This window comes from Bacillus yunxiaonensis, assembly GCF_037104695.1.
Lineage (GTDB): Bacteria > Bacillota > Bacilli > Bacillales > Bacillaceae_G > Bacillus_A > Bacillus_A yunxiaonensis.
In genome coordinates, this window is the sequence record NZ_JBAWSV010000013.1 from 61,588 (window position 1) to 87,069 (window position 25,482).

22 protein-coding genes, 13 tRNA genes and 1 rRNA gene are annotated in these 25,482 nt (G+C 37.8%); 33 read left to right on the forward strand and 3 right to left on the reverse strand.

Annotated elements, in window-relative coordinates; genetic code table 11:
- The first annotated feature begins 56 nt into the window (after positions 1–56).
- A complete protein-coding gene (locus tag WAX78_RS23860; protein WP_336484527.1) occupies positions 57–1,982 on the forward strand; it encodes an N-acetylmuramoyl-L-alanine amidase in 1,926 nt (641 codons plus the stop codon).
- A 54-nt stretch (positions 1,983–2,036) separates the two neighbouring features.
- Here the strand turns inward: WAX78_RS23860 and WAX78_RS23865 are convergent, their stop codons facing one another.
- Entirely contained in the window at positions 2,037–2,906 is an 870-nt protein-coding gene (locus tag WAX78_RS23865) for a Cof-type HAD-IIB family hydrolase (RefSeq protein ID WP_413789235.1), read from the reverse strand.
- Positions 2,907–3,234: 328 nt separating this feature from the next.
- Here WAX78_RS23865 and WAX78_RS23870 point away from each other — a divergent pair, with 328 nt between their 5' ends.
- From WAX78_RS23870 to uvsE, 11 genes are all read left to right on the forward strand, one after another.
- Positions 3,235–3,345: a DUF3948 family protein gene (locus tag WAX78_RS23870; protein ID WP_336484529.1), complete on the forward strand. Its 111-nt coding sequence runs from the start codon at positions 3,235–3,237 to the stop codon at positions 3,343–3,345.
- Positions 3,346–3,429: 84 nt separating this feature from the next.
- The gene (locus tag WAX78_RS23875; protein ID WP_413789236.1) at positions 3,430–3,543 is read left to right on the forward strand and encodes a DUF3948 family protein; all 114 of its coding nucleotides are present in this window, start codon (positions 3,430–3,432) and stop codon (positions 3,541–3,543) included.
- Positions 3,544–3,970: 427 nt separating this feature from the next.
- Positions 3,971–5,089: a 4-hydroxyphenylpyruvate dioxygenase gene (gene hppD, locus WAX78_RS23880; protein WP_336484530.1), complete on the forward strand. Its 1,119-nt coding sequence runs from the start codon at positions 3,971–3,973 to the stop codon at positions 5,087–5,089.
- A gap of 181 nt (positions 5,090–5,270) precedes the next feature.
- A complete protein-coding gene (locus WAX78_RS23885; RefSeq protein ID WP_336484531.1) occupies positions 5,271–6,227 on the forward strand; it encodes a fumarylacetoacetate hydrolase family protein in 957 nt (318 codons plus the stop codon).
- Positions 6,193–7,362: a homogentisate 1,2-dioxygenase gene (locus tag WAX78_RS23890; RefSeq protein ID WP_336484532.1), complete on the forward strand. Its 1,170-nt coding sequence runs from the start codon at positions 6,193–6,195 to the stop codon at positions 7,360–7,362. Before WAX78_RS23885 ends, WAX78_RS23890 begins: the two co-directional genes overlap by 35 nt.
- A gap of 306 nt (positions 7,363–7,668) precedes the next feature.
- The gene (locus WAX78_RS23895) at positions 7,669–9,084 is read left to right on the forward strand and encodes an amino acid permease (protein ID WP_336484533.1); all 1,416 of its coding nucleotides are present in this window, start codon (positions 7,669–7,671) and stop codon (positions 9,082–9,084) included.
- Positions 9,085–9,188: 104 nt separating this feature from the next.
- Entirely contained in the window at positions 9,189–10,463 is a 1,275-nt protein-coding gene (locus tag WAX78_RS23900; RefSeq protein ID WP_336484534.1) for an MDR family MFS transporter, read from the forward strand.
- Between the two features lie 156 nt (positions 10,464–10,619).
- Entirely contained in the window at positions 10,620–11,708 is a 1,089-nt protein-coding gene (locus tag WAX78_RS23905) for a D-alanine--D-alanine ligase (protein ID WP_336484544.1), read from the forward strand.
- Positions 11,709–11,769: 61 nt separating this feature from the next.
- Positions 11,770–13,146 carry a UDP-N-acetylmuramoyl-tripeptide--D-alanyl-D-alanine ligase gene (locus WAX78_RS23910; RefSeq protein ID WP_336484535.1) on the forward strand — a complete coding sequence of 459 codons (1,377 nt, stop codon included), beginning with the start codon at positions 11,770–11,772 and terminating at the stop codon, positions 13,144–13,146.
- Positions 13,147–13,801: 655 nt separating this feature from the next.
- Complete coding sequence (locus tag WAX78_RS23915; protein ID WP_336484536.1) at positions 13,802–15,361, forward strand: DEAD/DEAH box helicase; 1,560 nt, start codon at positions 13,802–13,804, stop codon at positions 15,359–15,361.
- Positions 15,362–15,465: 104 nt separating this feature from the next.
- Positions 15,466–16,428, forward strand: coding sequence for a UV DNA damage repair endonuclease UvsE (uvsE, locus tag WAX78_RS23920; RefSeq protein WP_336484537.1), 963 nt, complete (start codon positions 15,466–15,468; stop codon positions 16,426–16,428).
- Positions 16,429–16,440: 12 nt separating this feature from the next.
- On the opposite strand, the gene WAX78_RS23925 is transcribed toward uvsE, so the two are convergent.
- Positions 16,441–16,998 (reverse strand): rhomboid family protein, encoded by a 558-nt coding sequence (locus WAX78_RS23925; RefSeq protein WP_336484538.1) that lies wholly within the window; start codon positions 16,996–16,998, stop codon positions 16,441–16,443.
- 88 nt (positions 16,999–17,086) lie between these two features.
- Here WAX78_RS23925 and acpS point away from each other — a divergent pair, with 88 nt between their 5' ends.
- The 6 genes from acpS (at position 17,087) to WAX78_RS23955 (ending at position 23,119) form a co-directional block, all read left to right on the forward strand.
- The gene (gene acpS, locus WAX78_RS23930; protein ID WP_336484539.1) at positions 17,087–17,446 is read left to right on the forward strand and encodes a holo-ACP synthase; all 360 of its coding nucleotides are present in this window, start codon (positions 17,087–17,089) and stop codon (positions 17,444–17,446) included.
- Positions 17,447–17,602: 156 nt separating this feature from the next.
- A complete protein-coding gene (locus WAX78_RS23935) occupies positions 17,603–18,550 on the forward strand; it encodes a LolA family protein (RefSeq protein ID WP_336484545.1) in 948 nt (315 codons plus the stop codon).
- A gap of 275 nt (positions 18,551–18,825) precedes the next feature.
- A complete protein-coding gene (gene alr, locus WAX78_RS23940; protein WP_336484540.1) occupies positions 18,826–19,995 on the forward strand; it encodes an alanine racemase in 1,170 nt (389 codons plus the stop codon).
- Positions 19,996–20,242: 247 nt separating this feature from the next.
- Positions 20,243–20,530: an antitoxin EndoAI gene (locus WAX78_RS23945; RefSeq protein ID WP_000004571.1), complete on the forward strand. Its 288-nt coding sequence runs from the start codon at positions 20,243–20,245 to the stop codon at positions 20,528–20,530.
- A 4-nt stretch (positions 20,531–20,534) separates the two neighbouring features.
- Positions 20,535–20,885, forward strand: a complete 351-nt coding sequence (gene ndoA / locus WAX78_RS23950) for a type II toxin-antitoxin system endoribonuclease NdoA (RefSeq protein WP_020063273.1) — start codon at positions 20,535–20,537, stop codon at positions 20,883–20,885.
- A gap of 65 nt (positions 20,886–20,950) precedes the next feature.
- On the forward strand, positions 20,951–23,119 hold the full coding sequence (locus WAX78_RS23955; RefSeq protein ID WP_336484541.1) for a Tex family protein: 2,169 nt from the start codon (positions 20,951–20,953) through the stop codon (positions 23,117–23,119).
- Positions 23,120–23,201: 82 nt separating this feature from the next.
- On the opposite strand, the gene cmpA is transcribed toward WAX78_RS23955, so the two are convergent.
- Complete coding sequence (cmpA, locus tag WAX78_RS23960; protein WP_154709412.1) at positions 23,202–23,321, reverse strand: cortex morphogenetic protein CmpA; 120 nt, start codon at positions 23,319–23,321, stop codon at positions 23,202–23,204.
- A gap of 107 nt (positions 23,322–23,428) precedes the next feature.
- Here cmpA and WAX78_RS23965 point away from each other — a divergent pair, with 107 nt between their 5' ends.
- The 15 genes from WAX78_RS23965 to WAX78_RS24035 form a co-directional block, all read left to right on the forward strand.
- On the forward strand, positions 23,429–23,893 hold the full coding sequence (locus WAX78_RS23965) for a SprT family protein (protein ID WP_336484542.1): 465 nt from the start codon (positions 23,429–23,431) through the stop codon (positions 23,891–23,893).
- Positions 23,894–23,998: 105 nt separating this feature from the next.
- Positions 23,999–24,073 (forward strand) — tRNA-Asn (locus tag WAX78_RS23970).
- Between the two features lie 8 nt (positions 24,074–24,081).
- Positions 24,082–24,172, forward strand: a tRNA-Ser gene (locus WAX78_RS23975).
- Between the two features lie 7 nt (positions 24,173–24,179).
- Positions 24,180–24,254, forward strand: a tRNA-Glu gene (locus tag WAX78_RS23980).
- 4 nt (positions 24,255–24,258) lie between these two features.
- A tRNA-Val gene (locus WAX78_RS23985) sits at positions 24,259–24,334 on the forward strand.
- 12 nt (positions 24,335–24,346) lie between these two features.
- Positions 24,347–24,423: transfer RNA gene (locus tag WAX78_RS23990), tRNA-Met, on the forward strand.
- A gap of 3 nt (positions 24,424–24,426) precedes the next feature.
- A tRNA-Asp gene (locus WAX78_RS23995) sits at positions 24,427–24,502 on the forward strand.
- Positions 24,503–24,634: 132 nt separating this feature from the next.
- Positions 24,635–24,709 (forward strand) — tRNA-Gln (locus WAX78_RS24000).
- Positions 24,710–24,714: 5 nt separating this feature from the next.
- Positions 24,715–24,787: transfer RNA gene (locus WAX78_RS24005), tRNA-Lys, on the forward strand.
- Between the two features lie 13 nt (positions 24,788–24,800).
- Positions 24,801–24,881: transfer RNA gene (locus WAX78_RS24010), tRNA-Leu, on the forward strand.
- Positions 24,882–24,884: 3 nt separating this feature from the next.
- A tRNA-Leu gene (locus WAX78_RS24015) sits at positions 24,885–24,970 on the forward strand.
- 84 nt (positions 24,971–25,054) lie between these two features.
- Positions 25,055–25,131, forward strand: a tRNA-Arg gene (locus tag WAX78_RS24020).
- Between the two features lie 4 nt (positions 25,132–25,135).
- Positions 25,136–25,212, forward strand: a tRNA-Pro gene (locus WAX78_RS24025).
- 1 nt (position 25,213) lies between these two features.
- Positions 25,214–25,284: transfer RNA gene (locus WAX78_RS24030), tRNA-Gly, on the forward strand.
- Positions 25,285–25,358: 74 nt separating this feature from the next.
- Positions 25,359–25,482 (forward strand): 16S ribosomal RNA (locus tag WAX78_RS24035); the annotation flags it as partial.

Sequence of the window (25,482 nt, forward strand, 5' to 3'; positions counted from 1 at the left end):
TAAATATTGTGACTATTTGATTATATTTCTATGAAAGGGAGTAAGGTGAAAAGTATATGCTAAAAAAAGCCATGGCTGTGGCTTTGACGTTAAGTTATGTTATAAGTCCAATACATAGTTTAGCAGAAACACAGCAAGTGAAACTATCAACTGAACAACAACCAATAGAGAACTCGACAGGACCAGCAAGCACGGGAAGTACACAAGGGACTTTGAATGAGACATCAATAAGCCAAACGCAGGGGAATGTAGTACTACAAGCATCAAAGCAACAAAGTGGCTGGATGAAAAAGGATGGTAACTGGTACTACGTGGACAAAGACGGTAAGTTTTATACCGGTTGGTTACAAGAAGGAAGTACATGGTACTATCTGCAAAGTAATGGTGTAATGAAAACAGGCTGGTTGCAATTAGGAACCGCATGGTACTATCTACAGGATAGCGGTGCGATGAAAACAGGTTGGTTGCAATTAGGAGATACATGGTACTACCTACAAGATAGTGGAGCAATGAAAACAGGCTGGTTACAAGAAGGAAGTACATGGTACTATCTGCAAAGTAATGGAGCAATGAAAACAGGCTGGTTAAAAGACGGATCTGTATGGTATTACTTGCAGAGTAACGGAGCAATGAAAATTGGCTGGCTTGTAGATGGCGATAAAAAGTATTATCTACAAACTAATGGTGTAATGAAAACAGGTTGGCTGACTGAAGGTGACAAAAAATATTATTTCCAAGCAGATGGAACAATGAAAACAGGTTTGATTGTAGATGGAGATAAGAAATACTATCTTAATCCAGATGGAACGTTAAAAACAGGTTGGGTAGTAGACGGTGATAAAAAGTATTACTTACTAGAAAATGGTCAAGTGCAAACAGGTTGGTTCCAACAAGATAATAAATGGTATTACTTTGATTCAAATGGTGTGATGCAAACAGGCTTTGTAAAGGTTAACGGTGTAACATACTATTTGGACAATACTGGTGTTAGGCAGACAGGTTGGATTGTAGATGGTAATAAGAAGTACTATTTCCAAGCAGACGGCACAATGAAAACAGGTTGGTTGCAACTAGGGGATACATGGTATTATCTACAAGCAGATGGAACAATGAAAACAGGTTGGCTGCAACTAGGGAATACATGGTACTATCTGCAAGCAGATGGAGCAATGAAAACAGGTTGGTTACAACTAGGGGATACATGGTACTATTTACAAGGTAACGGTGCCATGCAAACAGGTTGGCTTCAATCCGGGAATACATGGTACTATCTGCAAAGTAATGGAGCAATGAAAACAGGTTGGTTACAATACGGAAGTGCATGGTATTATTTCCAAGCAGATGGAACAATGAAAACAGGTTGGATTGAAGTAGATGGAAAGTGGTATTACTTTGCTACGAATGGTACTTGGATTGAAAATCCAATTTTATTCGGAAAAACAATTGTTGTAGACGCTGGACATGGTGGATATGACTCTGGAACATTATATGGAAGTACATATGAAAAGGATATTGCATTGTCAGTAAGCTTAAAGTTACAAAAAGTATTAGCGCAGAGCGGTGTAAATGTGGTTATGACACGTGCAACAGATGTCTTCATTCCATTGGCAGATCGCGTTCGTATTTCAAACGATAATAAAGCTGATATTTTCGTAAGTATTCATGTGAATTCTGCAGACGCTACAACTGCAAAAGGGATTGAAACATTATATAATCCTAACCATCCAAAAAATACTCAAGCTTATGCATTAGCAAGTGCTGTGCAGAAGTCTTTAATTGCAAACACAAATGCTACTGATAGAAAAGTGGTAGAGCGTCCAGAACTTCGCGTATTACAATCGGATAATCAAGCACCACCTATTTTAGTAGAAACAGGATTCCTATCTAATACAGAAGAGAGATTAAAATTAACTTCTGATAGTTATCAAAATACACTTTCACAATCTATTTTTGAAGGAATTCAAAATTATTTTTCTAAATAAATCATATATATTATGAGAAAAGGAGAAACCAGTTTAATGGTTTCTCCTTTTCTATTATTCTTGTTTTACTTTTTGTAAAATGTGCTGCTTAATTGCATAAGCTACGCCATTTTCATCATTTGTCGCTGTTACAATGTCACATAGTTGTTTGACATCGGTTTCTGCATTTCCCATCGCTATTGATAAACCTGCCACCTCTAACATTGGGACATCATTAAAGTTATCTCCAATAGCAACAGTATCTTCTAAAGGAATGTGAAAATATTTTGCCATTTCTTGCAATCCATTGCCTTTATGGCCATGTTTGTCCATAATCTCTAAGTTTGTTGGAGCGGAAGCTGTCACCATAATTGCTGCATCTTTCTCTAAAGATTGTAGCAATTGTGTACGCTCCTCTTTATGGAATGTAAGGATGAAAAATTTTGAAATTTCAATGGTTGAGTCAAATACTACATCTTCAATACTTTGGAAAGTTGTAATTAAATTAGCTTTTAGTTGCTTCTCGCTAATTCGTTCAATTTCTTCAATGGTAACATCAAGGGAATCTTTGTTTAGTTGAAAAGATTTTGTTACTTGTTCTTTCCAATTATACGGCGCATATACACCCTTATTTGTATAGAGTTTATACGGAAATCCCGCAACTTCGAGCTTTTTCGCAATCTCATATACCTTTTCTTTTTGTAAAGTGCGCGAATGAATTACTTTTCCATCAGCATATACCACTGCTCCATTACTAGCTCCTAGAGGAAGAGATAAGCGGTATTGCTCGAGCAGTTTTAAAATATCCTCTTTTGCTCTACCAGAACAAATCATAACGATATGTCCTGCTTCTTCAGCATTGCGTATTGCCTCTAAATTTTCCTGGGAGATTTCTAGATTGGATGATAAGAGCGTACCATCCATATCAAGTGCAATTAATTTCAAGCTGATCACCTCTTTGTTTCAATCATACTAAATTAAATGCTATATCGAAACTGTTACATTGTTGTTACATAAATATCCTCATTTATTTTGACCATTTAATATGTTTGAGATGATCAAAATATGAGAGGTATCGTCTATCTGCACTCCATATTTGTTGAAAAAAACATAAATAATTTTATACGAACTATTGCTTAAACAAAAAAGTTATGTTACATTAATGTTACAAACGTTACATTATATGATTGAATATGACATTAAGTTAAAAACTATAAATAAATTATTTCTTGGGAATTTAATATAAAGATCTATAAAAAGGAGAATGAGAGTAATGGAAAATAAAGAAGTATTACAATTAACAAAAATGGATTTACTAGGATCAGCAGGAATGGCAACAGCATTAACAGCGCTTATCGTATTTTTTGCAAGCGTGTTAGTATAATTCATATTAATTTTTGTACATAGTAGAACGGAAAACTATTACAAAGTGCAAGTTATATATAAGTCTATTAAAAGGAGAATGAGAATGATGGAAAATAAAGAAGTGTTAGGATTAACAAAAATGGATTTATTAGGATCGGCAGGAGTAGCAACAGCATTAACAGCACTTATCATGTTTCTTTCAAATGCTTTAGTATAATTTAAACTCTATGTGAATTTGAACGTGAATGGAAAGAGGGACTTCGAAAAAAACGAAGTCCCTCTTTGTGTTTTCGTTGAGTTATCAGTAAAGAGCAATTAATAGAAATTTTACCTTATCCCGCTCTAACAGGCATTATGTACGGGATATTTCATGAAGGAAAACTGCCTGTAAGGACCGGTTGATTCAACTAACCATCAGTAAAGAGGAACTGATGGAAGTTTCACTTTATATAATATAGAGAGAAAAAACAGAAAAAAGTCGAATTTTCTATGTAAGAAAAAGGGAGGTATTTGGCGGAAAAAATAGAAAATTTAAAATTGACAAAAAATAATTGGTCTGCAATTATTTTTTACTGATATTTGGAAGCGTTTTCGTTTTTGGGAGAAATAATTGGAAAATTATATTACAGGGAGATGAGGAAAGTATGGAACAAAAATCTATGGACACTTTAGCAGCACAAATGGAGGATTTTTTCCCAGTACGTGATGTTGATCATTTAGAATTTTATGTTGGTAATGCAAAACAAACAAGCTATTATCTTGCAAGAGCATTTGGTTTCCGTATAGCCGCATATTCCGGTTTGGAAACAGGAAACCGAGATAAAGTATCTTATGTGCTTGTACAAAAAAATATGCGTTTTGTTGTGTCAGGTGCTTTAAACACGAATAGCCGTATTGCTGAGTTCGTGAAGCTGCACGGCGATGGTGTAAAAGATGTGGCACTTCTTGTAGAAGATGTAGAGAAAGCATATGCAGAGGCTGTAAAACGCGGTGCAGTTGCGATTGCTCCGCCGGAAGTGCTATCTGATGAACATGGAACAATTAAAAAGGCAGTTATTGGCACATATGGTGATACAATTCACACGCTTGTAGAACGTAAAAGTTATAAAGGTGTGTTTATGCCAGGATATGAACCACTAGAATCTACTATTCCTTTTGAAGAAACAGGACTAATTGCTGTTGACCATGTTGTGGGTAACGTTGAAAAAATGGAAGAATGGGTAAGTTATTATGAAAATGTAATGGGCTTTAAACAAATGATTCATTTTGACGATGATGATATTAGTACGGAATATTCTGCTTTAATGTCGAAAGTAATGACAAACGGAAGTCGTATTAAGTTTCCAATCAATGAACCAGCAGAAGGGAAAAGAAAATCACAAATCCAAGAGTATTTAGAGTTCTATAACGGAGCGGGTGTACAGCATCTTGCATTATTAACAAATGATATTGTAAAAACTGTTTCTGCACTTCGTGCAAATGGTGTGGAATTTTTAGATACGCCAGATACGTATTATGAAGAATTAACGGCACGTGTTGGTCAAATTGATGAGGAAATTGAAAAATTAAAAGAGCTGAAAGTCCTTGTGGATCGTGATGAGGAAGGTTACTTATTACAAATTTTCACAAAACCAATTGTGGATCGTCCAACTTTATTTATTGAGATTATTCAACGTAAAGGCTCAAGGGGATTTGGTGAAGGAAACTTTAAAGCATTATTTGAATCGATTGAAAGAGAACAGGCGCGTCGAGGAAATCTATAAGGTGAAACTTAGTGATTCCAAGTTGATGGCTAGTTGAATCAAACGGACTCGTATTGAGATCTATCTTCTTTGGCCTGTCAGGAAATAGATAGGCATTATGCTGTCTGTTAGAGCGGGATAACGGTTAGGAGAGATACTCCTTCCGCCCGCGATTTTACTTTCAAAGCGAGGAGAGAAAACGATGAAGTTTATTACATTTCGTCTTCCTTCACAAGAAATGAGAGCCGGTTGGCTTGAAGGTGACAAGGTTATTGATATGCATATAGCAAGTGGGGGGATACTTCCCTCTACAATGATTTCTTTTTTAGAGAAATCAGATGAATATATGGAAATAATTCGTAAGATGGGCACACCAACGAGCGGTGCTTATCATATTACGGATGTACAGCTTTGTGCACCTTTACCAAATCCAGGGAGTATTCGTGATTTCTATGCTTTTGAACAACATGTAAAAACAGCGCGTGGCCGCCGCGGTTTAGATGTTGTTCCAGAATGGTATGATATTCCGGTTTTTTATTTTACGAATCATCGTGCTGTTATTGGGCCGGAAGAAGCTATTTTGTGCCCGAGCGCAACAAAGAAACTTGACTATGAGTTAGAGATTGCATGTGTCATTGGTAAAGAGGGTAAAAATATCTCGCGTGAACAAGCTCATGAATATATTTTTGGCTACTGCATTATGAATGATTGGAGCGCTAGAGATTTACAGGCGCATGAAATGAAGGTTGGACTTGGACCAGCAAAAGGAAAAGACTTTGCTACTTCACTTGGGCCGTATATTGTGACGAAAGATGAATTAGACGTATATCAAAGTGACGATCGTTACAAATTAGAAATGACAGCTCATGTTAATGGAGAACAATGGTCAAAAGGTAATTTTCAAGATATCTATTATACGTTTGCTGAAATGATTGAAAGAGCATCTCAAGATGTTACGTTGTACCCAGGGGATATACTTGGTTCTGGTACGGTTGGAAGCGGCTGTATTTTAGAGCTGGGAACAGAGAAATGGCTTAAAGCTGGTGATGTGGTAGAGTTAAAGATTACTAGCTTAGGAACATTGCGTAATACGGTAAAAGCAGAAAAGAAAGCGGGGGATGAGCATGTATTATCGTCGCATGGGGGAACTTCCTCGTAAACGACATGTACAATTTCGTAAACAAGACGGGTCGCTTTATCGTGAGCAAGTAATGGGGACGAAAGGTTTTTCTGGTACGCAATCTATTTTGTATCATCATTACATGCCAACTGAAGTCGGTCATGCTTCTTTAGCTGAATCTTGTCATTTGCAGTATGAAGAAGACGCGGCGTTAGCGCATCGTCATTTTCGTACGAAAGAATATAGAAAAACAGGAGATGCCGTGAACGGAAGGAATTTTCTATTAGGAAATGAAGATCTACTAATCGGGGTTGTCAATCCGACGGAGAAAATGGACTATTTTTATCGCAATGGCGATGGAGATGAAATGCTATTTGTTCATTATGGATCTGGGAAAATTGAGACGATGTTCGGTACGATTCATTATCGAAAAGGAGATTATATTATCATTCCAATCGGTACGATTTACCGTGTAATCCCTGAAGCTGGAGAATCGAAATTCCTCGTTGTTGAGGCAAATAGCCAAATTACCACACCGCGTAATTATCGCAATGAGTATGGACAATTATTAGAACATAGTCCATTTTGTGAGCGTGATATTCGTGGACCACAAACGTTAGAAACGCATGATGAAAAAGGTGACTTTGTTGTGATGACAAAGTCTAGAGGCTATATGCATAAGCATGTTTTGCGGCATCATCCGTTAGATGTTGTTGGATGGGATGGTCATTTATATCCATGGGTATTCAATATTGAGGATTTTGAACCTATTACAGGGCGTATCCATCAGCCGCCGCCAGTACACCAAACATTTGAGGGACATAACTTTGTCGTTTGTTCATTCGTTCCGCGTCTATATGACTATCATCCAGAAGCAATTCCGGCACCGTATTATCATAGTAATGTAAATAGTGATGAGGTCCTTTATTATGTAGAAGGCAATTTTATGAGTAGAAAAGGTGTGGAGGAAGGTTCCATTACACTTCATCCAAGCGGTATTCCACATGGACCGCATCCTGGGAAAACAGAAGCTAGTCTTGGTAAAAAAGAAACAATCGAACTAGCAGTTATGATTGATACATTCCGTCCGCTACGTGTGATAAAACATGCACATGAGATGGAAGATGGACAATATATGTATAGTTGGCTAGAACGAGGCTCATATACTGTATAAACAAAACAAGCACGCTCATTTATGAGTGTGCTTGTTCTAATAAAAGAATCGACATTATATAAAATACCAAAAATACCTATAAAATGATATAAAAATATAACTATAGGATCTGCTTACCTCTATTTTACTATAACGATTAGTATGGTAACTTACCGCAATCTGTTTCGTGCAAAATTTTTATTTCATGTAAAAATATGATTTTTCCATTAAATTCGACAGAAGTTATTGACGAAAAAAGATGTAATAAGTACAATAAAAATAAATATTAAAATTTTCAGAAAATTATAAAATGTTGAGGTGCAGAGTATGAAGCAAATCTTTCAAAAAAAGCCACTGACACAACTGTTACAAGAAGGAAGTGAGAAAAAATTAAATAGAACATTAGGGGCATTAGACTTAACTCTGTTAGGAGTAGGAGCAATTGTCGGAACAGGGATCTTCGTGCTGACAGGGGTAGTTGCTGCGAAACATTCTGGGCCTGCCGTTATTTTATCGTTTGCATTAGCTGCACTAGCTTGTGCCTTTGCTGCCTTTTGTTATGCTGAATTTGCTTCCAGTGTACCGGTATCTGGTAGTGTGTATACGTATACATATGCAACGATGGGAGAAGTATTTGCCTTTTTAATTGGATGGGATTTAATGCTTGAATACTTATTAGCGACATCAGCTGTTGCTAATGGATGGTCAGCCTATTTTCAGTCTTTATTAAATGGATTCGGAATTCATATTCCAACGATTTTAGCTTCTGCTCCAGGAGCAGGAAAAGGCGGAATTATTGATTTACCAGCTGTTCTTATTATTTTAATTATGACTATTCTTTTATCACGAGGTGTCCGTGAAAGTGCCCGTGTAAATAACATTATGGTATTCATTAAATTAGCCGTTGTACTATTATTCATCTTCGCTGGGTTTAAATACGTAAAACCAGAAAACTGGACACCGTTTATGCCGTTTGGTTTTAATGGTGTAATGGTAGGTGCAGCGACAGTATTCTTTGCTTTTATTGGTTTTGATGCTGTTTCAACAGCAGCGGAGGAAGTAAAACGTCCGCAGCGTGATTTACCGATCGGTATTATCGCATCTCTATTAATTTGTACAGTCCTATATATTGCTGTTTCTCTTGTTTTGACAGGTATTGTACCGTTTGGGCAATTGGATAGATCAGATCCAGTAGCATTTGCGCTTCAATTTATTGGACAAGATGGTTTGGCTGGTGTTATTTCGGTAGGTGCTATTACAGGGATTACAACCGTTATGTTAGTTATGATGTATGGTCAAGTGCGTGTATCGTATGCGATGAGCCGTGATGGTCTATTACCGAAACGTTTTTCGAAAGTACATCCGACGTTTAAAACGCCATTTTTAAATACTTGGATAACAGGTATTGTAGCAGCTCTTATTTCAGGGCTTGTTGATCTAAGTGTATTGGCTCACCTTGTGAATATCGGAACTCTATCTGCATTCGTACTTGTTGCAATAGCAGTTATTGTAATGAGAAAAACACATCCGGATTTACCGCGTGCCTTTAAAGCGCCGCTTGTACCGTTTTTACCAGCGTTAGCAGTGATTTTTTGTCTATACTTAATGCTTCAATTACCAGCGATTACATGGGAATGTTTTGGTATTTGGTTGGCGATTGGAGTTATAGTCTATTTCTTATATAGCAAAAAGCATAGTGCATTAAATAAAGAAAAAGATGATAAAAAAACTGTGAATTTATAAGTAAAAAGCCGTTCTTACCAAAAGAACGGCTTTTTTATTTTGAAAATTTACATTTTTCTAAAATTAATATAAGATGAATGGTGGGTGATAAAAGGGGTGGAAATGTGAAGAAGACATGGCAAGAGTTAAAGGGAATGGATCGTAATGTTTGGATTCGATTTATTGGTGAAACATTAAACGGAATTGCGATGATGATGTTAATGCCGTTTTTTGCATTATATTTAAAGGATAAAGTGGATTCACTACTAGAAGTGGGAATTATTATGGCGCTGTCTCCTATTGCAGCAAGTTTTGGTTCCCTTATAGGTGGACGAATTGCAGATATTTATGGACGAAAGCCAATTATGATATTTTCAATGGCCAGCAATGCGGTTTTAATGCTTGGTTTCTTATTTATAGATGGTTTCATACCGTATGCTATTCTATCTATTTGTTTAGGGCTTAGTAATTCGCTGTTTCACCCGGCGGCCTCCGCGATGGTAGCAGATGTAACAGAACCTGAAAAGCGAACAGAAGCATATGGCTTGCTGCGGATGGGGCATAATATTGGAGCGGCAATTGGGCCGATTCTAGGTGCTTCGGTTGCACTTCTTTCTAAAACTGTTATTTTTATTATCGCATCATCCTCTATGTTATTCTATGCGCTGCTAGTTTTACTGCTTATTAAAGAAACAATGCCAAAAGGTGCAGTAAAACAAATGAGTGAGGGAGAGGAAACGAGACAATCTGTATGGAAAGTTGTGTTTCAAGATAAAATTTTACTAACCTATTTATTAGCAGGAATTGTTATTTCGATGGGATTTTCGCAAACAGAGGGTATGCTTCCACTTCATTTTGATAATGAAATGAAAGGGATATTTGGAACCGATAATCCGTTTCCTTATTTAATGGCAGTAAATGGACTTTTGGTAGTTTTGTTTCAATTTCAAATTTCGAAATGGGCGACAGATAAACCGGTAGGGAAAACGATGCTGTATGGTGCTTGGTTGTTTGGGATAGGTCTTCTTGCCATTGGTTGGCTTCCGAAGTGGTTTGGAGGGGCAGGGACGAATGCTACTGTAGTTCTTATTACATTATTAATTGTATATGCAATTTATACATTAGGAGAAATGGTCATGTCTCCTGTGCAAATGACGTTTGTAGCAAATTTAGCACCAGAACATTTACGAGGCACGTATATGGGCGCAGCTAGCTTACAATGGATTACAGGCAATGCGTTCGGGCCTTTACTGGGTGGTGTTTTACTTGATCGTTTGTTGGGGCACGTTTTATTTACGATTTTAGGGATTGGATGTGTGATAGCAGGACTTGTTTACATATCATTAGATCGACTTGTAGAACAAAGACAAAAGGATAATGTGGTGAAACAAACGTCATAGGGTTTTCATCATACACGAATAGGTTCCTTTTTTCATATTATTAGGTATATAACTAGAAAAAATGTTTCGTCAGCCTGGTTATTTTAAATAGGAACTACCTATTTTCGTAAAAAGTGCTACAATAGAAAAATGAAAACAGACGATTAGGGTGATTTCATTATGAAAATTAAATTAGGTTTATTATATGGTGGAAAATCAGCGGAGCATCAAGTTTCTTTACAAACGGCTCTTGCTGTTAGCAAAGCGTTAGATCAAGAAAAATTTGAGGTTCATCCAATTTATATTACTGAACAAGGACAATGGGTGCGCGGTGAGCGTATTGAAGGTGAAGTAAAAAGCGTTCAAGAATTGCAATTGAATGGAGAAGAAAATGCAATTTCTCCTTTATCATTAAGTTCAGAAATTATGCCGATGGCAGCTTCTGATAAAGAGAATGCAATCGATGTCATCTTCCCGTTATTACATGGACCGAATGGTGAAGATGGAACAGTACAAGGCTTGTTAGAACTTATGAATATTCCATATGTAGGAAACGGTGTGTTAGCATCGGCTGCAGGTATGGATAAAGTTATTATGAAAAATGTTTTCGCAGAAGCGGGATTGCCACAAGCAAAATATGTTTCGTTTATTCGCAGTGTATGGGAAAAAGATCGCACAACAGCGTATGAAAAAGTTGAAGAAACATTAGGCTATCCATGTTTTGTGAAACCAGCAAATCTTGGCTCAAGCGTTGGAATTAATAAATGCAAAAATCGTGATGAGTTAGAGAATGCATTTGAAGAAGCGTTCCAATTCGATCGTAAAATTATCGTAGAAGAGAATATTATCGGTCGTGAAGTGGAAATTGGTGTATTAGGAAACGATGAACCGAAATGTTCTGTTGTAGGCGAAATTGTGGCGAAAAAAGAATTCTATGACTATAAATCAAAATACATTGATGGCGATACAGCAATGGTTATTCCTGCTGAAATTACAGAGGCGGAATATGAGAAGATTAAAGAGTATGCGATTCGTGCATTTCAATCTTTAGATGGTGCGGGATTAACGCGTGCAGATTTCTTCTTAACGAAAGATGGCGATGTATTTATTAATGAAGTAAATACAATGCCAGGATTCACACCTTTTAGTATGTTCCCTCTTTTATGGGGAAATACGGGATTGCCGTATCCAGAGCTTATTCAAGAGCTAGTACGTCTAGCAATTGAGCGTCACGATGAAAAACAAAAAATTAAATATACAATCTAACAAGAAAGGAGAAGCACTATTCAAATGAATAGTGTTTCTTCCATGTAAGGAGTGTTTTTGTATGATACAAAGAATAATGAAGCAAATTGAGCAAATGGTATGTGGAAGTAGCTTAGCAGAGCAGTGGAATGACGTAGCTATAAAAGGTGTTTCCATTGATACAAGAAAGGTTGAAAAAGGAAACTTATATATCCCAATTCAAGGAGAACGTTTCGATGGTCATGCTTTTGTGGAGAAAGCAATAGAAGGTGGTGCAGTTGCAACACTTTGGAAGAAAGGTGTACCAAACCCGCCAGCAAATTTACCGGTTATTTTTGTAGAAGATACATTACAAGCGCTGCAAACATTGGCGAAGAGCTATCGCGACCAGTTAAACGTGAAAGTGGTTGGTGTAACAGGTAGTAACGGGAAAACGTCAACGAAGGATATTGTGACAAGCTTACTTGGAGCGAAATTTAAAGTGCAAAAAACAGAAGGGAATTTTAATAACCATATTGGACTTCCTTTGACGATTTTAAATTTAGAAGAAGATACAGAAATGGCTGTATTAGAGATGGGTATGTCAAGCCGCGGGGAAATTGAATTTTTGTCAAAGCTGGCTCGTCCTGATGCGGCAATTATTACAAATATTGGAGAAGCACATTTAATGGATTTGGGTTCTCGTGATGCAATTTCAGAAGCGAAGCTAGAAATTGTCACAGGTTTACAGGATACTGGTGTATTTGTTTATAACGGGGATGAACCGTTGTTAACTACACGTGTACCGAGTATGAACTTACAAGCAAAGACAATCACGTTTGGTGATGCAAGAGCGAACGATTATCACCCGGTATCTGTAAAAGTAGAAGCGACAGGTACACAATTTACGATGAATCAAGCACAAAATGTAGTATTTTATTTACCCGTTCTTGGGAAGCATAATGTATATAATGCATTAGCATCAATGGCGGTTGCTGAATTTTTCGGCGTAACATGGGAAGAAATGAAACAAGGTTTAATGAATTTGAAAATGACAGGCATGCGTATGGAAGTTTTAAAAACAGATGCAGGATTAACGATTATTAATGATGCATATAACGCAAGTCCGACAGCGATGGAAGCGGCGTTCCATTTAATGAATGAACTAAATGGATTTTCTAAAAAAATCCTTGTACTTGGCGATATGCTAGAACTTGGTGACCAAGAAGTACAGTTTCATTATGAAGTTGGAAAATTAATTGATCCAGCTCGTATTGCATATGTATTTACTTACGGTACGCTTGGGGCACAAATGGCAGAAGGTGCAAGAATTAATTTTTCTAGTGAACGCGTAAAAGCTTATGACAATAAAGAAGAACTTGTTAAAGATTTAAAAGAAGTCGTTGATGTGAAAGACGTTGTATTAGTAAAAGCATCTCGTGGAATGAAATTAGAAGAAGTTATTGCGATGATAAAGTGAAACTTCTATTAGTAGGTGGCTTATTGCCCGTTAATAAGGGATAAAATAAAGAAGCGCTTACAACAAGGGAATGAAAAGTTAGAACAAGGATAGAAAAGTCTATATGCAAAATAAGGGAAGAGTTGGGTTTGCTTTTTACACATACAAAACTTATAATTGATAGGGTGTAATAACGTTGTAGAGTATTTTTGTGATAAATGTAGGCCCGTTTATATACGTGAACATAAGGGAAAGGGCATTTTCCGCAAATACGGAAAATGTCTTTTTTGAATGGATAGTTAGGAAAATGCTCCCACCACTTGAAAGTTATAATTGTTTGAAGTGGGGGTTTCTAGCGTGCCAGGCATTTTTGCTCGGCGCTTGGCGTTAGTGGAGTTGGGAGTGATTTCCGCCTAACCCCTCTATCCCGTCGGTAAATTTTTTAGGGACTACTTTTGTCTAGCTTTACGTTTGAATGTCTTATATGGCGCATATTTTTGTTGCGACTTTCTACATTCAGTTTTCAAAAGCTAGTTTTTATTATAATTGTCAGGCAATTTTTCGTTAATGACGTATTTTGTCTGAAGAAGACTTAGTCCAACCTTACTTGTATATCCTGTGAATATTAGAAGAAGGAATAATCTGGGCTATTTTAGATAGAAAAGGAGAAGTAACATTGACAACATTTCGAGAATTAGGATTAAGCAGTTCTTTGTTAAAGTCTGTTGAAAGCATGGGATTTGAAGAGGCAACACCAATTCAGGCAGAAACAATTCCAGTAGCCTTACAAGGTGATGACATCATTGGTCAAGCTCAAACAGGTACAGGAAAAACAGCTGCATTTGGATTACCATTATTAGAAAAAGTAAATACAAATCAAGATACTGTTCAAGGTATCGTTATCGCGCCAACTCGTGAGTTAGCAATTCAAGTAGGTGAAGAGCTATACAAAATTGGTCAGCATAAGCGCGTTCGCATTTTACCAATCTATGGCGGTCAAGATATTAACCGTCAAATCCGTGCATTGAAAAAAGGTCCACACATTATCGTGGGTACGCCAGGACGTATTTTAGATCATATTAAACGTAAAACACTTCGCCTGCAAAACGTAGAGACAGTTGTTCTTGACGAAGCAGATGAAATGTTAAACATGGGCTTCATTGAAGATATTGAAGCAATTTTAACGGATGTGCCTGAAACACACCAAACATTATTATTCTCAGCAACAATGCCAGACCCAATCCGTCGTATTGCTGAACGCTTCATGAGCGAGCCTAAACATATTAAGGTTAAAGCTAAAGAAGTAACAATGCCAAACATTCAGCAGTTCTATGTAGAAGTGCAAGAGAAAAAGAAATTTGACGTGTTAACACGCTTATTAGATATTCAATCTCCAGAGCTTGCAATCGTGTTCGGTCGTACAAAACGTCGCGTTGACGAATTATCAGAAGCATTAAACTTACGTGGTTATGCAGCAGAAGGCATTCATGGTGATTTAACTCAAGCGAAGCGTCTTTCTGTATTACGTAAATTTAAAGAAGGTTCAATCGAAGTTCTTGTTGCAACAGACGTAGCAGCGCGTGGTCTTGATATTTCAGGTGTAACGCATGTATATAACTTCGATATTCCACAAGATCCAGAATCATACGTACACCGCATCGGTCGTACGGGCCGTGCAGGTAAAACAGGTCTTGCGATGCTGTTTGTAACACCGCGTGAAACGGGTCAATTAAAAAATATTGAACGTACAACAAAACGTAAAATGGATCGTATGACTCCGCCAACGTTAGATGAAGCTTTAGAAGGACAACAACGTTTAATCGCTGAAAAACTTCAAAGCACGATTGAAAGTGAAAACTTATCATACTACAAACGTATTGCAGAAGAGCTGTTAGAAGAGCATGATTCTGTAGCGGTTGTAGCAGCTGCTTTAAAAATGATGACAAAAGAGCCGGATGCAACGCCAGTTTCTTTAACATCAGAACCACCTGTAGTTTCAAAAGATCGTTCTAGAAAGAGAAACGGAAACGGAAGTGGAAATGGAAGAGGTGGATACCGCGATGGTAACCGTAATCGTGAAGGCGGTCGTAATCGCGATGGTAACCGCGATGGTAACCGCAATCGTGGAGGTCGTAAAGGAGAAGGTCAAGGACGTGAAGGTCGTGAAGGTCGTTCTGGAGCTCCTAGAGGACGCGGTGGCGAAAGAAAGCACACAAGCCGTAAGCCACAAGCTTAATTAAATTCATAGAAGAGAGACAGTCTTTTTCATAAAGGCTGTCTTTTTTGTTTTTTTAGTTGGGTATACTACATAGAAACTTGTATTGGAAAAGAGGAAATGGAATGCTTGTAAAGCTTGGGTATGTTGCAATGAGTGTCCATTTAAAGAATGCTTCTCCTTCGCAAACAATGACGTACGCGCAGTTTCGGCGAATACAGGACCGGGAAGCGGCAATTAGAAAATTAGAAAGGATTTCTAATTCTAATTTAGAGAATTGTCTTCGGTTGTTAAAACATAATTATGGGCATGATGTCTCGTTTTTTCGTTTAAGTTCGAAGTTAATTCCTTTGGCGAATCATGAGGCGTTGTTAGAATGGGATTATATAAAGCCGTTAAGAGAAAATTTAAAACGGCTTGGAGAGTATGCAAAACGCCAAGAAATGCGAATTGACTTTCATCCTGATCATTTTGTTGTGTTAAATTCATTACATCCTCCGATTTTAAAGCAATCCATTAAAACATTGCAGATGCATGGAAAATTGCTCAAAGGAATGGGGATTGATAGAACGCATCGCTGTGTTTTGCATGTTGGGGGAGCTTATGAGGATAAAGAGAAAGCGTTAGAACAATTTATTGAGAATTGGTCTCTTGTTCCAGTGGGGATTCAAAAGATGATTATGTTAGAAAATGATGATACAACATTTTCTTTAAAAGAAGTGCTGTATTTAGGTGAAAAACTTGGAATCCCAGTAGTTTTTGATTTGCATCATCATATGGTGAATCACGACTTTGAAGAGTGGGTGACTGATTGGGAACGTGTTGTGCGAACGTGGGAGCAATCTCCGTTGCCAATTAAAATGCATATTTCTAGTCCAAGGGGAGGAAATGATCTAAGAGCACATGCGGATTTTATTAATCCCGATCAATTTTTTTCTTTTTTGCAGCATATAAAAGATAGTGTCTCAGAAGTACATTGTATGATAGAGGCAAAACAAAAAGACGAGGCGCTCTTTCAGTTGATGAGAGATATGAAAGATAAGGCTGAGATAGAGATAGTAGATGGTGCAAGCTTTTTTGTAAAGTAAGCGATGCACCATCTATTTTTTTATGAGTAATGGACCTAAGCAAGCACCCGTGAGTAATCCGAAGAGATGGCTGATTGGGTTTGTTGCTTTGTCGAGAAATGTAAACGCTAGAAGAATGGATAAAATAATAATAAAGAGAAGAGCTTCTTTTTTTCTAGTAGGGTGGTATTGCATATAGAATATATAAAGCTGCAGACCTAATAATCCAAAAATAGCACCTGAAGCTCCTGTGTGAGCATACTGAATTGGCAGTATAAAGTAAGAGATGATATTTCCAGTGACTCCAGATATAAGAAACACAAGTGAAAATCGAATGCTACGCAGTTGTTTTTCTAATGAAAAACCGAGTGCTAAGCAGCAAATACTATTGGATAGAAAATGAGAAAATGTTGTATGGATAAATAATGAAGAAATAATTCGCCACCATTCCCCTGCAGCGATACACTCATTACAGGCGATTCCAATCGATAGTATCTTATTCCCTAATAATAGTAAAACAAGTTGTATGAAAAGTAATGCAGTAGTAATCGGAGGAAAAGAAGTTAATGAGTATTTTAATGGAGTATTCATATCCTCACTCCTTTTGCTGTTAACGGATTGTCTGTTATTCTTACAATATGAAAATGAGAAAGAAAATAGAAGGAAGGAACGTAAGGATATGATTGTAGGAATTGGAATCGATATTATTGAAATTGAAAGAATTGAAAAGATGATAGAAGGGCAACCGAAATTTATAGAGCGTATTTTAACAGAAAAAGAGCGCCAAGTAGCATGTTCGTTAAAAGGAAAGCGGCGTAGTGAATTTGTTGCAGGACGCTTTGCGGCAAAAGAAGCATATTCGAAAGCGCTTGGTACCGGAATTGGAAAAGAGGTTAGTTTTTTGCATATTGAAATCACAAATGATGAAAGAGGAAAACCTATTTTACTTGCAAATACAAATCATACTATCCATCTTTCGATTAGCCATAGCCGAGAGTTTGCGGTGGCGCAAGTCATTTTAGAAAGCCCGTCAAGCTAGTCTGCATATTTCATATATTTGTCTCATATATTTGAGTAGCGTTAAGGAAGAGGTTTTCTTCCACTTACTTATCGAGGCAAAGGGGCTGAACATATGAAAAGGCGGCTAGGTTTGTTTATTGTCGGTTTGTTAACCGTTTTTCTGTTAGCGGGCTGTATGGAGAAGAAGAATGAAGATGTTGTGCAAGATTTGAATAAAAGAGTAAAAGATATGAAAAGTTATCAAGCAGAAGCGAAGTTAACGATTAAAACGGGAAATGAACCGCAAGTATATGATGTTGAGGTTTGGTATAAGAAACCCTCGTATTATCGAGTGAACCTGAAAAATGCAAAGAAAGATCAAAGCCAGATTATTTTAAGAAATGATGAAGGTGTATTCGTTCTTACCCCGTCTTTAAATAAAAGTTTTCGTTTTCAAAGTGATTGGCCGCAAAACAGCAGCCAAGCATATTTATATGAATCACTTGTAAGGGATATTTTGAATGATAAGGACCGCTCGTTTAAGAAAACAGACAAATATTATGTGTTTGAAACAAAAACAAACTATCATCATCAAAATATGTTGCCGAAGCAACAAATTACATTTAATAAAAAAGATTTAACGCCTGTCTCGGTGAAATTGATGGACAATGATCAAAATATTCTTGTGCAGGTAGATTTTTCTAAAGTAAAGTTTGATACAAAATTTGATAAAGGTGCGTTCGATACGAAGCAAAATATGTCTAGAGCGCAAGTCGATATACAAACGACAGCACAAGGAGAGAAGCCGTTTGCTGTGTTATACCCAAGTGATACGCCGCAAGGTATGACTTTAAAAGAGGAGAAAGAATTTAAGACAGACAGTGGTAAGCGTAATATTCTTACGTACACTGGCGATAAAAAGAGTTTTACATTAATACAAGAAAAAGCGAAGGTAGCACCAACTATTGCACTACAAAATATGAGCGGGGAACCTGTTGATTTAGGGTTTGCAATTGGTGCATTAGCAAAAGATTCTGTTACATGGTCACATAATGGAGTCGAATATATGCTTGTATCAAAAGGTTTGAAACAAGATGAGTTGTTAATGGTAGCGCGCTCTGTGACTCAAAAACAAGTGAAGTAAACGACTAAGACGTGGTGACTACAGTGTACACCACGTTTTTTATCCCGCTATTTGCGGGCAGTAAGCCCATGATTGGTGAGAGCTTTCCATTAGTGGGGGATGAAGAAAACCCCCACTAATAGAGGTTTCACTTTGTCACGATTTAATAAATGGTATTTTGATGTGTAACATTTGCTGATGAGAGTGGCGCTTAATTTGATGGAATAATGGGAAGAAAAAAAGTGAATATAAAAGAATAAGCTTTGCATATCGTATAAAGGAAGTGTTTTTTCTAGATGGAAAAATCGCCATTTTATCGTGATACGTGGGTAGAGGTAAACTTAGATGCAATTTATAATAATTTGACTCGTATTAAATCCATCATTCCGAAAAATGTGGAAATTTTTGCTGTTGTGAAAGCAAATGCATATGGTCATGGATCAGTGCAAGTTGCAAATACAGCGTTAGCAGCAGGGGCCACAAGACTAGCTGTTGCATTCTTGGATGAAGCTCTTGTCTTAAGAAGAGCTGGAATTAAAGCGCCTATTTTAGTATTAGGTCCTTCACGCCCAGAAGACGTTAATGAGGCAGCGGAGAATGACGTTACATTAACTGTGTTTCAAAAAGAGTGGATAGAAATAGCGAAAAAGGCTTGGAATTCTTCTTGTTTATTTCATTTTCACCTTAGCTTCGATAGCGGAATGGGTAGAATTGGAATTCGTGAAAAAGGTGAATTGAAAGAGTTTCTAAAGAGTTTACAAGATGCCCCTTTTTTTAAGCTAGAAGGAGTTTACACTCATTTTTCAACAGCCGATAAAGTGGAGACAGCCTATTTTGATAAACAGTATAATATGTTTTTAGAACAACTAAGTTGGCTAAAAGAATTTGGATTGACCCCAAAACTTATTCATACAGCTAATAGTGCGGCAACTTTACGTTTTCAAAGTGTTACTTTTAACGCTGTCAGAATAGGGATTGCAATGTATGGATTGACCCCATCTATACAAATTCACCCTTTTTTATCGATTAAGCTTACTCCTGCGTTATCTTGGCATACAACCGTTGTGCATATGAAACAGGTAACAAAAGGTGCTGGAATTAGTTATAACGTTACTTATCAAACGGAAACAGAAGAATGGATCGCAACATTGCCTGTTGGATATGCAGACGGTTGGTTACGTAGGTTACAGGGTTTCAAAGTACTTGTGAATGGTATAAGGGTGCCGATTGTAGGCAGGGTTACAATGGATATGCTGATGATTCGTGTACCATATGAAGTGCCGCTTGGAACAAAAGTTACTCTAATTGGAAGACAAAATGATGAGCATATTAGTGCTACTGAGGTTGCGGAGTATTCGGAGACAATTAACTATGAAATTATTGCAACAATCAGTTTTCGTGTTCCGCGTGTATATGTGAAAAATGGAAAAGTTATAGAGGTTGTAAATTATTTAAATGACATATAAGATGAGACTTTCGTAGTTCGAGTGTACACTTATAATAAGGTGAGTATGTTCCTTTTTGACAAGCTGAGAAACTCAATTTGGAAGAAGAACATAGAAAAGTACAAGGAAGTGAATGTTTTATTTCCAAATTGGAAAACATAAAACAAGAAATCAGGAAGTCTTTGCAACAGGCTTCATACAATGTTATTATTACAATAGGTGTCATATATATATGTGTGTGTGTAGTTGACGGTGGAGGTGTATTTTTGTGTCCGAATCAAGTGTAACTACTGAAATCGTTGTTCGGTTGCCAAAACAAGTGGTAACAGAATTAGACGGAATTGGAAAACAAGAGAATAAGAATCGCCATGAGCTTATTTGTCAGGCAACACAATTGCTATTGCGCCAACATAAAACAAAGAAGCGCTACCAGCATGAATCAATGCGACGTGGGTACATTGAAATGGGAAAAATTAATCTTGGTATTGCATCTGAAGCTTTCTTAGCGGAGTATGAAGCAGCTCATACAGTAGAACGCTTAGTTAGCGGGGGGTAATCCTTTGATTGTAAAACGCGGCGACGTGTATTTTGCAGACCTTTCCCCAGTTGTTGGTTCTGAGCAAGGAGGCGTTCGTCCGGTTCTGGTCATTCAAAATGACATTGGGAATCGTTTTAGTCCTACTGTGATTGTGGCGGCCATTACTGCGCAGATCCAGAAAGCGAAATTGCCTACTCATGTGGAGATTGATGCAAAAAAGTATGGATTTGAGAGAGATTCTGTTATCTTGCTCGAACAGATTCGAACAATCGATAAGCAGCGCTTAACGGACAAAATCACTCAGTTAGACGATTTGATGATGAATCGTGTAGATGAAGCTCTGCAAATTAGTTTAGGACTGATAGATTTTTAGTTCAACATTGAAGTTGCTCTCTTTTAAGAGCAACTTTTTTTATTATTAAGGAGGTTTTGTTGCAAATGGAAATGGTAGATGACCGCCAAGAATTAATGAAAATGTTAGCGAAAGAATTGAATTTTTCAGAGAAGCAAGTACGCCATGTTATTCAATTAACAGAGGAGGGTAATACAGTTCCATTTATTGCTCGTTATCGGAAAGAATGGACAAACTCATTAGATGAAGTACAAATTCGTTCGATTTTAGAAAGATGGCAGTATATCACTCAGCTTGAAAATCGTAAAGAAGAAGTGTTGCGTTTGATTCAAGAAAAAGGAAAGCTTACAGAAGAGCTGCGTCGTAACATTGTATCTGCAACAAAACTACAAGAAGTAGAAGATCTATATCGTCCATATAAAGAAAAACGAAGAACAAAAGCAACAATTGCAAAAGAGAAAGGGTTAGAACCTTTAGCGGATTGGCTATTAACGTTTGCGAAGGATGATGCGTTGGAAAGAGCAAAAGTATTCGTAAATGAAGAGAAGGAAGTTCATTCACCAGAAGAAGCGTTACAAGGTGCAAAAGATATTATCGCAGAATACGTGTCTGACGAAGCATCTTATCGCAGTTGGATTCGGAATGCTACTTTTAGAAAAGGAACCATTTCAGCAGTTGTAAAAGATGAAGAAAAAGATGAAAAGAATGTATACGAAATGTATTATAGCTATGAAGAGCCGGTACAAAAAGTTGTACCTCACCGTGTATTAGCTATGAATCGCGGTGAAAAAGAGGAAGTTTTAAAAGTGGCAATCGTTCCCCCAGTTGAAGAAATTCTTCAGTTTTTACATAAAAAAGTAATTCATAAATCATACGCGCCAAGTACTTCTTATGTACAGGAAGCTATTGAAGATGGTTATAAGCGTTTAATTCAACCGTCTATTGAAAGAGAAATTCGTAAAGAGTTAACAGAGGTAGCGGAAGAACAAGCGATTCATATTTTTTCAGAGAACTTAAGGAATTTATTATTACAACCGCCGATGAAAGGGAAGGTTGTATTAGCTGTAGATCCAGCATATCGTACGGGATGTAAACTTGCTGTTGTAGATGATACGGGTAAAGTGCTTCATATCGATGTTATTTATCCGCATCCGCCTGTTCGGAAATATGAAGAAGCGAAAAAGAAATGTATTTCAATTTTAGAAAAGTATGAAGTAGAAGTAATTGCTATCGGAAATGGTACAGCTTCTCGTGAAACGGAAGAATTTGTAGTAGATGTATTACAAGCAGTCACACGCGATGTATTTTATATTATTGTCAATGAAGCTGGTGCGAGTGTATATTCAGCATCAGACCTAGCAAGGGAAGAGTTTCCTGATTTGCAAGTTGAAGAAAGAAGTGCGGTGTCTATTGGAAGACGTTTGCAAGATCCGCTTGCAGAATTAGTAAAGATTGATCCAAAGTCTGTTGGTGTAGGTCAATATCAACATGATGTATCACAAAAACAGTTGAATGAATCATTAACATTTGTTGTTGAAACGGCTGTAAACCAAGTTGGGGTAAACGTAAATACTGCTTCTATTTCATTATTACAATATGTTTCTGGCCTATCGAAAACAGTTGCGAAAAACATTGTAAAAAAACGTGAAGAGAGCGGGAAATTTACAAAACGTGCTGAACTGAAAGATATACCACGATTAGGTGCGAAGACATATGAACAATGTATCGGCTTTTTACGCGTTGTAGAAGGTGAAAACCCACTTGATCGAACAAGTATTCATCCGGAGCAATATAAGAATGTAGAACTGTTATTGAAAAGCTTAGGGTTATCTATTGCAGATGTTGGACAACTTCATTTGCAGAAGCGTTTAGAAGAAGTAGAAATTCCTTTGTTATCAGAGCAAACAAACATTGGTGAACCGACATTGCGAGATATTATTGATGCTCTTATTCGTCCGGAGCGAGATCTACGTGATGAATTACCGAAGCCGCTTCTTAAAAAAGGTATTTTAAAACTAGAAGATTTAAAACGAGGCATGGAATTGGAAGGTACGGTTCGTAATGTGGTCGATTTTGGTGCTTTTGTTGATATTGGTGTGAAGCAAGATGGATTAGTTCATATTTCAAAAATGAGTAAGCAGTTTGTAAAGCATCCATTAGATATCGTGTCTGTGGGGCAAATTTTAAAAGTGTGGGTTGATGAAGTTGATATGAAAAAAGGACGTGTCGCTTTATCTATGTTACCAATAGAGTAATGAAGTAAAAGGAATCATTGTGGCCTTTTCGGTCTGCGCTGAGAGTTAACATGAAAAGGGAGTGGAGGGTGTTCCGCTCCCTTTATTTACTAAGGGTATTGCTTTTTTTATAAAAAAACCAACATTCGTTAAGTAGTTTGATTTGATAGCGGTTTTTTTCATAATAAGCACGCCGCATTTGTTTACGAAGCCATGCTGGCATATGAATCCCTCCTTTTACAGAAATGAGGATGGGTATATGTACTATTTAATGTATGCATGAGACAAACAAGACGTGTAGATTTATTTTAGTGGGTAGGAGAGATAAGGATGCATGAGATAGATATTCAGAGATTAGTGGAGGAAGTATCGATAAAAAAATTCGCGAGACCTTTTTTGCATAAGGCGATATTTAATAAACGTTTACGTACGACAGGTGGACGATATATATTAAGTACTCATAATATAGAACTGAATTATCATTATTATGTAGCGTATGGAGAAAAGGAATTAATTGCAGTAATTAAGCATGAGCTTTGTCATTATCATTTGCATCTTATGGGGAAAGGGTATCAACATAGGGACAGGGATTTTCGTGAGTTGTTGAATAAGGTAGATGCGCCGCGTTTTTGTAAAAGGATTCCTGATGAGAGGAAAGAGAAAAAACAATACATATATATTTGTTTATCGTGTGGTTTCCAATACATAAGAAGGAGAAGAATAAATACAAATCGCTATGTTTGTGGAAAGTGTAAAGGACGTTTGAAAGAGATGGAAAAACACCTTGACAGTTAAAAATCAATCCAGTATAGTATAAACATGTCAGCTCGCTACAAGATATTGTAAGAAGTGCTTGACTTATAAGATGCTTTTTTATAAGATAAAAAATGTCTTTCTTATTCCGCAGTAGCTCAGTGGTAGAGCTATCGGCTGTTAACCGATCGGTCGTAGGTTCGAGTCCTACCTGCGGAGCCATATAATATAGAGAAGTACCCAAGTGGCTCAAGGGGCTCCCCTGCTAAGGGAGTAGATCGCTTACGCGGTGCGAGGGTTCGAATCCCTTCTTCTCTGCCATAATTTTGGCCCGTTGGTCAAGTGGTTAAGACACCGCCCTTTCACGGCGGTAACACGGGTTCGAATCCCGTACGGGTCACCACTTCGGAGGATTAGCTCAGCTGGGAGAGCACCTGCCTTACAAGCAGGGGGTCGGCGGTTCGATCCCGTCATCCTCCACCATATAAATATTATCGCGGGGTGGAGCAGTCCGGTAGCTCGTCGGGCTCATAACCCGAAGGTCGCAGGTTCAAATCCTGTCCCCGCAACCAAATGGTCCCGTGGTGTAGTGGTTAACATGCCTGCCTGTCACGCAGGAGATCGCCGGTTCGACCCCGGTCGGGACCGCCATTTAAACTTCTAATAGATGGAAGTTGTTTTTTTTGTTAGAGGGTATGATAAAATGTATTTCTTCACTAAAAAATCTTGTGAAGCGAATTTAAGTGATATCCTCAAAGATGTTAATTTATTCGATTAAATCGATGGGCTATAGCCAAGCGGTAAGGCAACGGACTTTGACTCCGTCATGCGCTGGTTCGAATCCAGCTAGCCCAGCCATTTACGAGCCATTAGCTCAGTTGGTAGAGCATCTGACTTTTAATCAGAGGGTCGAAGGTTCGAGTCCTTCATGGCTCATTTATTTCATTTCGCGGGTGTGGCGGAATTGGCAGACGCACCAGACTTAGGATCTGGCGCCTTTGGCGTGGGGGTTCGACTCCCTTCACCCGCATATGCGGTCGTGGCGGAATGGCAGACGCGCTAGGTTGAGGGCCTAGTGGGGGCAACCCCGTGGAGGTTCAAGTCCTCTCGGCCGCACCAAAAAAAGAAATAAAAAAACACTTGCATTAATCTTACCACCATGGTATATTAATAAAGTCGCAAAAAACAAACAACATACATTAAGCGCCCGTAGCTCAATTGGATAGAGCGTTTGACTACGGATCAAAAGGTTAGGGGTTCGAGTCCTCTCGGGCGCGCCAATTACGGGAAGTGGCTCAGCTTGGTAGAGCACCTGGTTTGGGACCAGGGGGTCGCAGGTTCGAATCCTGTCTTCCCGACCACGCGGGTGTAGTTTAGTGGTAAAACAAGAGCCTTCCAAGCTCTGGTCGAGAGTTCGATTCTCTTCACCCGCTTTTAGTTCTTTGAAAACTGAACGAAACAAACAACGTGAAACGTCAATTTTTATTTATGATGCTAGACAAACACTTTATTGGAGAGTTTGATCCTGGCTCAGGATGAACGCTGGCGGCGTGCCTAATACATGCAAGTCGAGCGAACCGATTAAGAGCTTGCTCTTAAGAAGTTAGCGGCGGACGGGTGAGTAACACGTA

Coding starts and splice junctions, on each gene's coding strand:
- WAX78_RS23860 (WP_336484527.1), top strand. CDS start 57: ATGCTAAAAAAAGCCATGGCTGTGGCTTTGACGTTAAGTTATGTTATA.
- WAX78_RS23870 (WP_336484529.1), top strand. CDS start 3,235: ATGGAAAATAAAGAAGTATTACAATTAACAAAAATGGATTTACTAGGA.
- WAX78_RS23875 (WP_413789236.1), top strand. CDS start 3,430: ATGATGGAAAATAAAGAAGTGTTAGGATTAACAAAAATGGATTTATTA.
- hppD (WP_336484530.1), top strand. CDS start 3,971: ATGGAACAAAAATCTATGGACACTTTAGCAGCACAAATGGAGGATTTT.
- WAX78_RS23885 (WP_336484531.1), top strand. CDS start 5,271: ATGAAGTTTATTACATTTCGTCTTCCTTCACAAGAAATGAGAGCCGGT.
- WAX78_RS23890 (WP_336484532.1), top strand. CDS start 6,193: ATGTATTATCGTCGCATGGGGGAACTTCCTCGTAAACGACATGTACAA.
- WAX78_RS23895 (WP_336484533.1), top strand. CDS start 7,669: ATGAAGCAAATCTTTCAAAAAAAGCCACTGACACAACTGTTACAAGAA.
- WAX78_RS23910 (WP_336484535.1), top strand. CDS start 11,770: ATGATACAAAGAATAATGAAGCAAATTGAGCAAATGGTATGTGGAAGT.
- uvsE (WP_336484537.1), top strand. CDS start 15,466: ATGCTTGTAAAGCTTGGGTATGTTGCAATGAGTGTCCATTTAAAGAAT.
- WAX78_RS23925 (WP_336484538.1), bottom strand. CDS start 16,998: ATGAATACTCCATTAAAATACTCATTAACTTCTTTTCCTCCGATTACT.
- acpS (WP_336484539.1), top strand. CDS start 17,087: ATGATTGTAGGAATTGGAATCGATATTATTGAAATTGAAAGAATTGAA.
- WAX78_RS23935 (WP_336484545.1), top strand. CDS start 17,603: ATGGAGAAGAAGAATGAAGATGTTGTGCAAGATTTGAATAAAAGAGTA.
- alr (WP_336484540.1), top strand. CDS start 18,826: ATGGAAAAATCGCCATTTTATCGTGATACGTGGGTAGAGGTAAACTTA.
- WAX78_RS23955 (WP_336484541.1), top strand. CDS start 20,951: ATGGAAATGGTAGATGACCGCCAAGAATTAATGAAAATGTTAGCGAAA.
- cmpA (WP_154709412.1), bottom strand. CDS start 23,321: ATGCCAGCATGGCTTCGTAAACAAATGCGGCGTGCTTATTATGAAAAA.
- WAX78_RS23965 (WP_336484542.1), top strand. CDS start 23,429: ATGCATGAGATAGATATTCAGAGATTAGTGGAGGAAGTATCGATAAAA.